The organism is Lysinibacillus sp. GJ-1 (genome assembly GCF_021166035.1).
In the GTDB taxonomy this organism is placed as follows: domain Bacteria; phylum Bacillota; class Bacilli; order Bacillales_A; family Planococcaceae; genus Lysinibacillus; species Lysinibacillus sphaericus.
The window spans coordinates 3,730,839-3,743,595 of sequence record NZ_CP088912.1; the positions used below are offsets into that span (position 1 = coordinate 3,730,839).

Genomic DNA, 12,757 nt, shown 5'->3' on the forward strand with positions numbered 1-12,757 from the left:
GTACGTAAATGTTAGAAAACTTGTTCTACTTCAATAATCCCTGGTACTTCTTCTAATAAAGCACGTTCAATACCTGCTTTTAATGTAATCGTAGAACTAGGGCAACTAAATAAACGTAATTTTACAACGCCATCTTCTACATCTACTAATTCACAGTCTCCACCGTCACGTAATAAGAATGGACGTAATTTATCTAATACTTCTTGAACTTGGTCGTTAATTGTTGCTTCTGCCATTTGTCTCGACTCCTTTCCTTATAATGATTATAATGTTAGCAACAGAAAAAATCCAATATAGAATCACAAGGGAGAATAAATACTATGGATCAAACAAAACCAATTATCGAAATTTATGGCACTGCGGTCATCTGTGCTAGCTGTGTCAATGCACCATCTTCTAAGGATACATATGAGTGGTTGCAAGCCGCTATTGATCGTAAATATCCAGACCAAGCTTATGCTATTCGTTATGTCGATATTGAAGGTCCAATTGAGAATGAACGTGATTTAGATTATGCTAGACGTATTCAAGAAGATGAATTTTTCTATCCACTCGTGCTCATCAATGATGAAGTAGTAGGAGAAGGGTATGTCCAATTAAAGCCGGTCTTTAATGCACTTGAAAATCTTGGCTTTACACCAGACGAAACCGTTTAATAATACATGAAAGGGATTGTTCACAAGTTTACCTTTGAGCAATCCCTTTTATTATTTACTAGTATGCTCAAAAGAATATGAGCAACGCATTAATCATTTTGATATTTGTACATCCATAGTAATCCAGATTTCATTAAACGTGCAATACGACCAGTAACAGTTGTATCCGCTAAGTAAGCAAAGCCTTGTTTTTTACCTAATGATCCCATGAAACCTTTTAGTTTAATATCAGGCATTTTTTCTGGCAAACGCTCACCTTTCCAACGCATACGTAATACTTTTACGATATGCTCCGCCTGCTCCTCCGCTAATTGTGCACTAGGAGAAAAGTCAGAAGAAGCGCAGTCACCAACAACATAGACGTGCTCATCATCCAACACATTAAAGTATTGCGTGACAATCGGACGACCTTGACGATCTTTTTCAACATCCATTTCACGCACAAGTTTAACAGGCTGCACACCTGCAGTCCAAACTACTGCATCTAGTGGTATTTCCTCTTCATGGTTAAAAATTTTCCCTGGTTCTACTTTTGTAATATTAGAATTTGCAATAACATCTACATTATGTTTCGTAAACCAATCTTTCACATATTTACTAAGCTTCTCTGGGAAGTCTTTTAAAATACGTGAACCTCGGTCAAACAATTTTACTTTTAAATCAGCACGGCTTTCTCGTAGCTCACTCGCCAACTCAATACCGCTTAAACCAGCACCAACAATGCCGACAGTTGAGCCTGCTGGTAAACCACATAACGCTTGGAATGTTGCACGTGATTTTGCCATCGTCTGAATGCTGTATGTGTACTCTTCTGCACCTGGTACACCATGGTATTTGTCCTCACAGCCTAGACCAATAACTAAATCATCATATTCAATACGTTGCCCATCCTCTAGAATGACTACTTTTTCAGCACGGTTAATCCCAACGGCTTCACCATACACAGCCGTTAAACGCTCGTGCTCTGGGAAACTTACACGAATTTCTTTATCTGTTGAAGTCCCTGCTGCTAATGCATAAAATTCTGTTTTTAAACTATGGAAAGGCGCTCTATCTACTAACACGATTTCCGTGTCCAAAGGTAAGTTGTTTGGTAAAAGTCGAAGCATGACACGCATATTGCCGTAGCCGCCACCTAAAAGTACTAATTTCCCCATAATAGTCTCCTTTAATGTATCTAATTATAATTGTTCACAAAGTATCCACAAATGAGTATAACCGATTGTGAGAAGTTTCACAATATAAGATTGCATTTTTGTGAAAGATTTCACAATATCGATTACTTCTTTGCATTTTCACACAACAATTATGCCAAAGTCAATTACATTTCGGCAGAATTTGTGCCCCGTAATAAATAAGCCGACTCGAAAAGTTTAACTTAAAATTGGTGACATCCAAAAGTATCTTGCAATAATTTGCATCCCCACTACAAATAAACGGTTAGTCAGCATTCATATAAACTGGAACGACTTTAACTCAATCAATTTAAATCATTGACGAACGTTTCAAAAGCTAGTAGCATATCAAGGGTGAGGTGAACATATGAATCCAATGGTTGAATTTTGTGTAAGTAATTTAGCAAATGGCTCACAAAAAACTTATGAAATACTCGAACGCGATCCAAATATCGATGTTTTGGAATATGGCTGCCTTAGCTACTGTACAAAGTGTTCTGAATCTTTTTACGCGATTGTCAATGGTGAATTAGTAGAAGCTGCTTCACCAGAGGAGCTCACAAAAGCTATATATCAATTTATTGATGAAAATCCATTATGGTAATTGTAGACAACATGGATACCATCAATATATTTTAAAAAAAGTTTGAGTCCTAACAAAATAAAGTTACACATATGAAAAGGATGTTATACCAAAATCGGCATAACATCCTTTGTTAATTTATACCTCGAGCAAAATTTTAAACCAGCGTTTCCACTAAATAAGTAGGTTGCTGTTCTTTTGTTAAAACTTCGCTTGTTGGTGTTACACCTGTATTGACATGAATGGTATCACAGCCAAAATGAATACCACACATAATGTCCGTATCGTAGTTATCACCAATCATAACCATCTCATCTTTTGTAAAACAATGCTCTAACGCAATGATGTCGAGCATTGCAGCAGACGGCTTCCCGATGTAGATTGGTTCAACCCCAGCAACCTCTCCTACTAGGCGCGCAAATGAGCCATTTCCAGGTAAAAATCCATATTCTGTTGGAAATTTAATATCTTGATTAGTTGCAATAAAGGCAGCACCATTTTGTACAGCAATTGTAGCCTTTGCCAGTGCCATATAATCTAATGTGCGATCGATGCCCATAACAAATACATCTGGCTCATTGTCTACAGGTTCAATTCCTTCATTTAACAACGCCAATCGAATCCCATCAGCGCCCATCATTGCTACTCTTTTGTCTGGGAAATTCATAGCTACATACTTTGCTGTTACTAAAGCACTTGAATAAATATGATGAAGTGGTGCTTCTACGCCAACTGCGTGTAAAGCTTCTTGTAACTGCTCTCTCGTTTTAGAGGAATTGTTTGTTACGTAAAACGGCTCAATTCCTTGCTGCTGTAATTGCTGTATAAAAGCAACCGCAGAAGGAATACCTTCCTTTCCGCGGTAGACAGTGCCATCTAAATCAAAGCAATAAGCCTTATAGGTTTTCATTGATGATCCTCAGGTAAAAATGCTGATACGGGACCTAGCTCATTTGTTAAGTAGTTATTCACTGCTGGTGCAAACTGCTTTAAAGCCGGTAAGCTGGCTGTTAAAACCGTCACAACTTCTGCTATATCTACAGATGCGAATTCACGAACGAGCATTTTACGTAAGCCTACAACAGCTTTTAACGATGCTTCCATATCAGTTGATACGACTTTTTCATCGATTAATATATCAATAATATCCTCATAGCTACCTGGATCACGCATGATGAAACCGTCAATCATTAAGTTACCTACATCCATCATTGATTCCATCACATTATGCCCAATACGTTCGAGCGCTAATTTCTTCATATCATTTTGTAGCCAGTTATCCTCTGTCTCCAAAATAGCTAATAGTTTATCTAAGTACTGTAAGTTTGTTGTGATTTTATTTCGATCTACAAAATACACAAGGAAAGCCCCCATTCAAATCATTTAAAGTTGATAGTCTTTTCTCTTCTATAGTACCATATCTATAGGACTGGAAGGAGATTAAAAGATGGAACGTTTTTTCTTATATGATGATGTAGAAGATACAAAAACACGCTTTGTTAGTTTTGCAGGACAAAAACTACGCTACGATTTAGCCATTTTACAATCTAGCCGCTTCTTTGGCAAAGTACTTGTGATGGATATCCAATTTGGCCGTTTTGCGATTATAGGACCAGACGACGTAGAAGAACCTGGCTACCTTGAACACGTATACAACCGTTCGGAAGAAGAGACAGTGGAACTGCGTGAATACTTACGGGAATTACTAAACTAATACTGTTTAAAGATTTAAATAAAAAAATTTCGCTAATCCATTTGCTTGGGACTGCAATAGACCCTTTGGCATATAGCGAAATTTTTTTGTCAAAATCCCATCATGTCTATCGAATATTACACTAAATAGAACCCCTGATGTATCATTATTTATTTAAAGTGGAAGGGTTATCTTTATTATGTGGTTTGTTTTTGTTTTCATTATCATTTTGTTTTTTCGCTTGTTTATTTTGCCCAATAACAGCTAAATCATCTACACTAATATCAAAGCCATATCCGTACTCTTCACGGTCTAATTGCTTTTTCTTTTGCTTTTGCTTTTCGTTAGCCAAAATTATCACCTCCACTTTATAAACTTTCCTTTTTAAAATGATTTATACTTAAACAAAAAAACTAATATGCATCCTCAATTATCCAGTCAACAGCACTTATTAAATCTGGGAATACGGCATCCGCAAGTGGATCATATTTACCTAAAAAAACGCCTTTTGTACCAGCTCTTTTTCCTGCAATAATGTCTGTATCTGTATCCCCCACCATATAAGATTTTGATAAATCCACATTGTATTTTTCAGCAAGATCTACAATTAACTTGCTATTTGGTTTCCGACAATCACAACCAGCTTTTGGTTTATGAGGGCAATACACGACTTCATGAATGATAGCACCTTGTGTCTTTAATTCATTTGTCATATGCATGTGTATTTTTTTGAGCTGTCCTTCTTTCATAAATCCTAAGCCTACGCCACCTTGATTGGTTACAACAAAGACAAAATCAAAAAAGTCGTTTAATTTTTTTATCGCCTCTGGCACATGAGGTAGGAAAAAAAGTTGCTGCGGCTTATTCACAAATTTAACTCTTTTCGTCAACACTTCGTTAATAACCCCATCTCGATCTAAAAAGACTGCTCTTTTTATAAAAATCACACCTTTAATAAGAATCAATAAATGCTAAAGCACTAATCTTTTGTACTATTATATCCAAATTACACACACTATACTTGGCTGTTCATTGTTCAACGGCCGTCATCGCATAAAAAAACCTGATGCACATTTGGCATCAGGTTTTTATTAGCTATTCTGCTATCTGTTCATTGTCATTTGGTTTTGTCACTTCGGTAGCTTCATTTATTACAACATCAGGCTGCATAATAGCTTTACCGCGTTTATGCAAAACAAAGTAAGCACAGCCAAAGTTACAATACTCATATAAGTAATCTTGCAGCGTACTGATTTTTGTATCAAAGGTAGATTTTTGATTTTTATCGTCAAAAAAACCTTTTAACCGCAATTGATTATAACCCCAGTCGCCTACAATATAATCATACTTGACTAAAATATCTGAGTACCGCTCCTTAAAGACTTCTTCCTGAAAAGCTTCACGGTAATCTTCAACAACTTCGTATTCATATCCTTCAATAATGATCAAAGTGACACCACCTTTCTAGGTCTACTAAATTACATTACACTTCGGCTTGTAATTGACGCTCTTTTGTTGCGGCATTCACTTGCTCGTCTGCATGGTAACTACTGCGTACAAGTGGGCCTGCTTCACAATGTTTGAAACCTTTTTCCATTGCAATTTTGCGAAGTTTACCGAATTCAATCGGAGAATAATATTTTTTTACAGGTAAATGTTTTTTAGTCGGTTGTAAATATTGACCAATTGTCATGATATCCACGTTATTCGCACGTAAATCATCCATTACTTCTAAAATTTCTTCATGCGTTTCACCTAAACCAATCATTAAAGATGATTTTGTTGGAATGTTTGGTTGCATCTCTTTTGCTAAACGAAGAAATTCTAAAGAACGTTCGTATTTTGCACGCGCACGTACTCTTGGCGTTAAACGACGTACTGTTTCAATATTATGATTTAAAATATCTGGTCTTGCATCCATTAGAAGTTGAAGATTTTCCTTAATACCTCCAAGGTCTGAAGGCAATACTTCTACTGATGTTAAAGGGCTTTTACGACGAATAGCGCGCACAGTTTCCGCTAATACTTCTGCACCGCCATCCTTTAAATCATCACGAGCCACCATTGTAATAACAACATGTTTTAAGTTCATAATTGCTACTGAATCTGCCACACGTTCTGGTTCTGCAAGGTCTAACTCATTTGGTAAACCCGTTTTTACAGCACAGAAACGACATGCACGCGTACAAACTGAACCCAAGATCATCATTGTCGCTGTTCGACGCTCACCCCAGCATTCATGAATATTTGGACAACGTGCTTCTTCGCATACTGTATGAAGATTTTTTTCACGCATTAGCTTTTTAAGACCCTTATATTCATCGTTCGTGTTTAGTTTAATTTTAAGCCAATCAGGTTTTCTTACATGTTCTTCTTTTTCATTGCTAGTAGGTTTACAGGATGTCATACAATTTCGCCCCTATCAAAGTAATCTTTTGTTGAATATGATCTACCATCACTGTTGTCAATGTATCATATTACACGAACTGCAACAACTAACATTTACTCTCAACCTAACATTTCTATTGATATGGCACCGGCACTTCTATAGATGGCTGTACCGCATCTGTGCCATTCGTATAAATGTTTGGTACTGGTCCTCTCGTTAACCCCATTGCTACAGGAATATCCTGTGATACCGTCGTTGACTTACTAGCAAATGGCACAATTATTTGGACATTCACTTCTATATGAATGCCAACTTCGACATACGCACTATTAATACCAAATTCTCTAATATCCGCTGTAACATTACTATGGACATTGCCAATTACATGAAAACGTATGGGTATTATAGGCCCTAAATTACCGAGTAAAGGAATATCTGCCGCCTGTGCAAGCGGAACGAAAAAGACAATACCATCTCCTTGTTGAATTTTATTCACATCATATTCAACATTATCTAAATCCGGTAAATGGGACAATTCTCCATGCTCAGCTTGTTCTAAATACATTTTCACAAGTTCAAGTGTTTCTGCACGCACTCTATTAATAATTTCTGTATTAAATTTTGTGGTCACTGACGTACCAGATGGTACATCTTCGATTATATCATTAACGTCCAATACGTTAGAAGTACGTGAGTTAATGGCTTTACTAACAACATACGACGCAATTTTATTCGTCTGCACTTCTGCATATTCCAAATATGTGGGTTTAAGACGCTCATTTAATAAATACAGAAATAATGCGATACAAATAATACTTGCGACAATTAATAAGGTTAAACGATTGAGCTGCATTCCTCTTTTATGATTCGTTCGCAATTTCATCCTTTTTCGAGGGAAAAACAAAAAAATCTCCTCCTGTTCTACAACGTATGAACAGAAGGAGCAAATTATACGACTCTCGTTGGTACTACATAATCAGTTTCAATACTATCAATTTTTACAGTTGGATAGTCCACTAAATTAATTTCATATGTCGCTGTAAGTAATTCATTACGCTCTTCAAAAATTCGAATCCATGGCAAAGCAGCATCCAAAGTATTTTGTTTAGAAACAATGCCTCGGCGACCATCTGATAATTTTAAAATCAGCCCATTCGGATAATGGACAACCGATCTTTTTAATGCATTAACAATTCGTGCATCATAAATAGTGCCTGAGCCAGCTTCAACAATGGCAAGCCCTTGTGATGGTAGCATTTTTTCACGATATACACGATTTGTCGTCACCGCATCGAATACATCCGCTACACCAATTATTTTGGCAAATGGATGGATTTCAAAATCAACTAAGCCACGTGGATAACCACTTCCATCAATGCGTTCATGATGTTGAAAAGCGCAATGTGCAACCAGTAAGGAAATAGAATGCAAATTACGTAATAAATCAAACCCGTAACGCGTATGCATTTTCATCATCTCAAATTCCTCATGCGATAAGCGACCTGGTTTTTTTAATATCTCTTTCGGCACCATAAGCTTTCCAACATCATGCAATAAGGCACCAATACCAATTAAACGAAGATCTTCAGCAGAATGACCTAATTCTTTTGCTATTGCAATCGAGTATAAAGTCACATGAAAAGAATGCTGATATAAATATTCATCAAATAAATAAGCATCTGTTAAAACCGTTAAAATTTCATTATTACCCGTAATAGCTGAGAGTAGTTCATCGACAATCGTGACAATCGCTTTCGACTGTTGATCCAGTATATAAGAGGCATTCACCGTACTTAAACCATTCAATGATTGGAAAGAATCTTTAATAGTTGAAATGGCTTTATTCCGGACATCAGGAGGAACTGTCTCCTTGACTTCAATGCCTTCAGAAATTTTGTCATCAATATATAAATAATGCGTATTCAACTGTTGAAGTCTTTCAATAATACGTTCATTAATGACAACGTCTTTCTTTAAAAGTGGATGACCTGCCTCATTCCAAATGGTTCTTCCTAGTACCATTCCTTCTTTTAATACATCGATTGAAATTAATCGCATGACTTCTTCCCCAATCCATTCTTAAAGCATTTTATCTATCGCTTAAAGAAACTTTGCCCATAATCTAACATAATGTTTCGTAAAAAATCAGGTAAAATATATTTTTTCTTTGCATATTTAAAGCTAGGATAAAAATAACCGAACGTAAACAAATCCAACGTTACTAATTTATAAGTACGTTCATTATCTGCAATCTTTCCATTAATGAGCAATTGACGCTCCTCATTCATTGCAAAGCCATACGTCAGCATCTTACCAAAAACAACGCCCCTAAACCCTAATCCTTTAAGCTCCATATTGGGCCACTCTTCATTTTTCGATTGCTGAAAAATCTCTTTTATTTCAGATACCGACAATTCGATTGTACATAAATTAATTGGATGTGGAAAAATTTTATGTAAATCAAGCGCGGTTACCGTTCCTTTTGGAAGGCCCTCTAAAAAAATCCCTGCATTAAATAACGCACAATCTGCACCGCTTTTTTCTATAATTGCTTGCGCAAATAAGTGAGATAATTGTGAGTAATGGAACCATTCTTTATTGTACATTTTTTCTGTTGAAAATACAGGCTTGTCTAATAACCTTTTGCCTTCTTCTTCTAAAGTTAGCAAAAATTCATTTTCATTTTCAACAATTGGCAAGTCCTTATTATGAATTAAAGTATCCTTTTTTTCAACAATTTCTCTCGTTTTTTTATCATATTCTATCACGAGATGTCCAGTATATTGGCCAAATTTTCCTCCGCCAGTAAGCAATACACCATTGATGAACTTCCCATTTGGCAATGTATGATGCGTATGAGACCCAAAGATAACATCAATCTCAGGACATTCCTCTGCGAGCAGTTCATCTTCAGTAATTCCTAAATGTGACAGACAAACAACAATGTCTACTTCTTTACGCAGTTGATGGGTTAATCGAATAAGGGAACTTCGTGCATCGTCTATTTGCCATTGCAATTCCTTATAATAAATTTCGAACATAGCTGTCGCTGCAATAACCGCGATTTTCGTGTCATTTTTTGTAGTTAACACAACGTAAGGCTTTAGCCACATTGGATTTTGTCCCTTCGAGGCATTAACGTTCGCCACTACGACTTCAAATAGCGCGTCATCATATAGATGAAACAACTCATCATGAGACAGTGTAATGCCTTCATTGTTACCGATTGTCACAACATCATAACCTGCATCGTTTAATAATTGGACATTTCCCTTACCAATAGTCGCATCTGTATAAATATTTGACCTATCTAGATGATCTCCAACATCAACTAAAAAGCTAGTTTCCCCTAGAGCTGCATATTGAGCACGTTGCGCATTGACATAGTTTTGCATGCGTGGCCAATACTTAAAATGACTATGCAAATCATTTGTGTGAAAAATATGAATTTTTTCTAGCATTCCAGCCACCTCTTCTTTACAATAAGCCCTCTATAATGGAACGAATTCCTAATAATAATAAAATAATTCGAAGTGCCAGGACAAGTGTATCTGATTTAATTTTTTTATTGAGTGCTGCTCCTAACTTAGCTCCAATATAAGCCCCAGGAATAACTGGAATCGTATAAAGCCATGGTACATGACCTAAATAAATATGGCTTGCGGAGTTCACAATGGATGTTAAGAACACCATAAACATGGATGTTGCCACTGCCACATGTGGTGGAAATAAAAATAATATGATCATTGCAGGCACAACCATCGAGCCGCCACCAATACCAAATAATCCTGATGCAAAGCCAACTGCAAAGCAGAACAACAACGCAAACCAAATCGGATAGCCGTAAACATATGTTTGTCCCGATGCATCGATAAACTGGTGTTGTGTACCATTTTTCACAAACCATTGTACAGGTTTCAATTTATCGCGTACAAGTAAAATAATCGATATAACGATTAACAATAACCCAAAATATAAATTAAATGAAGGTAAATCCAATCCTTTATTTACCCATGCACCTACCATTGTTCCTGGAACACTACCTAAAAAAAATATAAAACCACTTTTATAATCCACCGTTTTGGATTTCATGTAGCTTAATGTTGATGCTAGCCCGGTGAAAATCATCATCACAACAGATAGCCCAACCACCTTTTGCGGTGTTATATCTGGAAGCAACCCAAGATTTAACCCAACAAATAAAGTAGCCGGTACTAAAATAATCCCTCCACCTAGCCCAACAAGAGAGCCGATTAGCCCCGATGCTAGTGCAATGATAACTAAAAGAATAAACTCCATTATATTTCTCCTTCAAACATATTTAATTGTTTTGGTGCTAAACCAACATCTCGTATAGCTAATAGCTCCTGAAGCTCCTTTGCATTTTTCGCAGCATGCAACCCTGAGTTATTATTAAATAACACAAATAGCTCCTGTACCTTTGGCTGTATAGCTTGAATATGCTAGTAGAGTTGTTGCAATTCTTCTTTATTATAATCATATAGAAATCGAACTTTTCGCCAGTTTTCCATATTGCCAGTATTACGCCAACCATGAATATTACGACCATGAATGCGTACAAGTGCCCTATTTGCCGTTACTTCAGGGTAAAAGGGAACAGAGCCAATACCCGCTTGTGGTTCATCACAAATCGTATGAATAAATTGATGTTCCTGCAAGAAATCCATTGTTTGCTGGACAAGCTTGTCTGCATACCACGTGCGATTACGAAATTCAATTGCCACATCGAACTCTTTTAATTGTTGCCTAATATACAATAAATATTGGACATTTTTTGACTGACAATCAAACCATGGTGGAAACTGTGCGAGTACCATCGCTAATTTTCCATGACGTTTAAATTCATTGGCACACTCGATAAACGCGTTAAACATATCATTTTTGGATTCGAAGGGGATTTCCCCACGTAAATGACCGGTCATTCCTTGATAAGCCTTTATAACAAAACGGAATGAATGTGGTGTTAGTTCACACCATTTCCGTACATTATCAACTGATGGAATAGCATAAAATGATGTGTCTACTTCTACTGTTAAAAAATGACCTGCATAATCAAATAATTTGTCCTTTGAGGCAGTCACACCACTGTATAACGAAGGATGATCGCCCCAGCCTGTTAACCCAATTCGAATCATAAGACTCCCTCCCTATGTACCTAATGATAGCATACACTTTCTAGTGCAAATACTTACAAAAATCAGAACTACCAGTTGAGTATAATCGATAATGCAGAATTACTTAAAACGTTGAAAATCATTAATAGCTTTCGACATTATTATCTAAATATTTGCAATATTATAATTTATAATTTATAATAGATGCGATTTTAACAAAACACTCTAAAAAATGAAGGGAAGGAGAAAAGGAAGTGCCAAAAAAAATCATTTATTTCATAGTAGCTTTGGTTTTGGTTGTTTCATTTGGTTCAATTGTAATTCAGCCACAAGCAGTGACTAAAGGTGGGGTAAGTGTAGATTATACAAAAGAAAAAGTTGGTGATATGAGTGGAAATTTATACACAATAAATAAAGATGAGGTTACAACTTATGGGTGTCCTTGGACTGCAATAACTAAAACTGTAAAAAAAGAATATACTTCAGCTGCTACAGTCCCAGATTCAATCTATTACGAAGAGTATATTGATGGTAAGTGGTATCATGGCAAACTAAAAAGAACTGGAGATGTAGAAAAGCTTCAATATACTTGGAGAGCAACTTTCACAGGTAAAATTAATTATTAAAAAAGGAGTGTTATATATGAATAACTTTTTTAATAAAGGTTTATTGATGGTAAGTGTTGCTTCATTTATTTTACCTTTTTCTAATCCAACTGTTCAGGCAAGAGAAACAACTATACCCTTGATACAAGAAACACAAACTGATGTATCACCATTTTGGGTTTATGATCATATTCAAACAATCACTTTGACTTTTCCTACAGCTTCATTAATTCCTAAGGAAGTACCCTATGAGTATTATCATGAAGTTTACGGCGTAATGAGGGGTGTTTTAAAATATGTAAAACATGAGTATGTTAAAGGAGAATATAAAGCTACTTTTACAGGTAGGATGTATAGTAATCCTGTATAACTGGTCTTCAGTTAAAATAAAAAATAGAGAGGTGGGACAACCCCTCTCAAATATAAAAACTGTGTAGTGTTAGGGAGATGCAGGGTTGATTGTTTTGCAACTAATTAAGAAAAGGTCGTAATATAAAATGGGACTAACCCTGGGGACAACA

17 protein-coding genes and 1 pseudogene are annotated in these 12,757 nt (G+C 36.2%); 5 read left to right on the plus strand and 13 right to left on the minus strand.

Annotation, left to right across the window (positions count from 1 at the left end; all coding sequences use genetic code 11):
• Positions 1–11: 11 nt before the first annotated feature.
• On the minus strand, positions 12–236 hold the full coding sequence (locus tag LO754_RS18530; RefSeq protein WP_231784985.1) for a NifU family protein: 225 nt from the start codon (positions 234–236) through the stop codon (positions 12–14).
• 84 nt (positions 237–320) lie between these two features.
• Between LO754_RS18530 and LO754_RS18535 the strand changes: the two genes are divergently transcribed.
• Positions 321–656, plus strand: a complete 336-nt coding sequence (locus tag LO754_RS18535) for a YuzD family protein (RefSeq protein WP_024364840.1) — start codon at positions 321–323, stop codon at positions 654–656.
• 89 nt (positions 657–745) lie between these two features.
• Here the strand turns inward: LO754_RS18535 and LO754_RS18540 are convergent, their stop codons facing one another.
• Entirely contained in the window at positions 746–1,813 is a 1,068-nt protein-coding gene (locus LO754_RS18540; protein WP_024364839.1) for an NAD(P)/FAD-dependent oxidoreductase, read from the minus strand.
• 385 nt (positions 1,814–2,198) lie between these two features.
• Here LO754_RS18540 and LO754_RS18545 point away from each other — a divergent pair, with 385 nt between their 5' ends.
• Positions 2,199–2,435 carry a YuzB family protein gene (locus LO754_RS18545; protein ID WP_024364838.1) on the plus strand — a complete coding sequence of 79 codons (237 nt, stop codon included), beginning with the start codon at positions 2,199–2,201 and terminating at the stop codon, positions 2,433–2,435.
• A gap of 136 nt (positions 2,436–2,571) precedes the next feature.
• Here LO754_RS18545 and LO754_RS18550 read toward each other — a convergent pair whose 3' ends face one another.
• Positions 2,572–3,324, minus strand: a complete 753-nt coding sequence (locus LO754_RS18550; protein ID WP_108030993.1) for a TIGR01457 family HAD-type hydrolase — start codon at positions 3,322–3,324, stop codon at positions 2,572–2,574.
• On the minus strand, positions 3,321–3,773 hold the full coding sequence (locus LO754_RS18555; protein WP_024364836.1) for a DUF86 domain-containing protein: 453 nt from the start codon (positions 3,771–3,773) through the stop codon (positions 3,321–3,323). Before LO754_RS18555 ends, LO754_RS18550 begins: the two co-directional genes overlap by 4 nt.
• A gap of 88 nt (positions 3,774–3,861) precedes the next feature.
• Here LO754_RS18555 and LO754_RS18560 point away from each other — a divergent pair, with 88 nt between their 5' ends.
• Positions 3,862–4,128: a DUF3055 domain-containing protein gene (locus LO754_RS18560; protein ID WP_024364835.1), complete on the plus strand. Its 267-nt coding sequence runs from the start codon at positions 3,862–3,864 to the stop codon at positions 4,126–4,128.
• A 145-nt stretch (positions 4,129–4,273) separates the two neighbouring features.
• Here LO754_RS18560 and LO754_RS18565 read toward each other — a convergent pair whose 3' ends face one another.
• The 9 genes and pseudogenes from LO754_RS18565 to LO754_RS18605 all read right to left on the minus strand — a co-directional run bounded on the left by LO754_RS18565 (position 4,274) and on the right by LO754_RS18605 (position 11,652).
• Positions 4,274–4,459 carry a hypothetical protein gene (locus LO754_RS18565; protein WP_370510647.1) on the minus strand — a complete coding sequence of 62 codons (186 nt, stop codon included), beginning with the start codon at positions 4,457–4,459 and terminating at the stop codon, positions 4,274–4,276.
• A 61-nt stretch (positions 4,460–4,520) separates the two neighbouring features.
• On the minus strand, positions 4,521–5,045 hold the full coding sequence (locus LO754_RS18570; RefSeq protein WP_024364833.1) for a D-glycero-alpha-D-manno-heptose-1,7-bisphosphate 7-phosphatase: 525 nt from the start codon (positions 5,043–5,045) through the stop codon (positions 4,521–4,523).
• Between the two features lie 157 nt (positions 5,046–5,202).
• Positions 5,203–5,556 carry a YutD family protein gene (locus LO754_RS18575; protein WP_024364832.1) on the minus strand — a complete coding sequence of 118 codons (354 nt, stop codon included), beginning with the start codon at positions 5,554–5,556 and terminating at the stop codon, positions 5,203–5,205.
• A 34-nt stretch (positions 5,557–5,590) separates the two neighbouring features.
• Positions 5,591–6,514 carry a lipoyl synthase gene (lipA, locus tag LO754_RS18580; RefSeq protein ID WP_231784986.1) on the minus strand — a complete coding sequence of 308 codons (924 nt, stop codon included), beginning with the start codon at positions 6,512–6,514 and terminating at the stop codon, positions 5,591–5,593.
• Between the two features lie 115 nt (positions 6,515–6,629).
• Positions 6,630–7,400, minus strand: a complete 771-nt coding sequence (yunB, locus tag LO754_RS18585; protein WP_231784987.1) for a sporulation protein YunB — start codon at positions 7,398–7,400, stop codon at positions 6,630–6,632.
• Positions 7,401–7,444: 44 nt separating this feature from the next.
• Entirely contained in the window at positions 7,445–8,554 is a 1,110-nt protein-coding gene (locus LO754_RS18590) for an HD-GYP domain-containing protein (RefSeq protein ID WP_024364829.1), read from the minus strand.
• Between the two features lie 35 nt (positions 8,555–8,589).
• A complete protein-coding gene (locus LO754_RS18595) occupies positions 8,590–9,957 on the minus strand; it encodes a bifunctional metallophosphatase/5'-nucleotidase (RefSeq protein ID WP_229387505.1) in 1,368 nt (455 codons plus the stop codon).
• A 16-nt stretch (positions 9,958–9,973) separates the two neighbouring features.
• Positions 9,974–10,795, minus strand: a complete 822-nt coding sequence (locus tag LO754_RS18600; protein WP_025220403.1) for a sulfite exporter TauE/SafE family protein — start codon at positions 10,793–10,795, stop codon at positions 9,974–9,976.
• Positions 10,795–11,652: pseudogene (locus LO754_RS18605) on the minus strand (DUF72 domain-containing protein). Before LO754_RS18605 ends, LO754_RS18600 begins: the two are co-directional and overlap by 1 nt.
• Before the next feature lie 233 nt (positions 11,653–11,885).
• Between LO754_RS18605 and LO754_RS18610 the strand changes: the two are divergent.
• Positions 11,886–12,257 (plus strand): hypothetical protein, encoded by a 372-nt coding sequence (locus LO754_RS18610; protein ID WP_231784988.1) that lies wholly within the window; start codon positions 11,886–11,888, stop codon positions 12,255–12,257.
• A 16-nt stretch (positions 12,258–12,273) separates the two neighbouring features.
• Positions 12,274–12,606: a hypothetical protein gene (locus tag LO754_RS18615; protein WP_231784989.1), complete on the plus strand. Its 333-nt coding sequence runs from the start codon at positions 12,274–12,276 to the stop codon at positions 12,604–12,606.
• Positions 12,607–12,757: the final 151 nt, after the last annotated feature.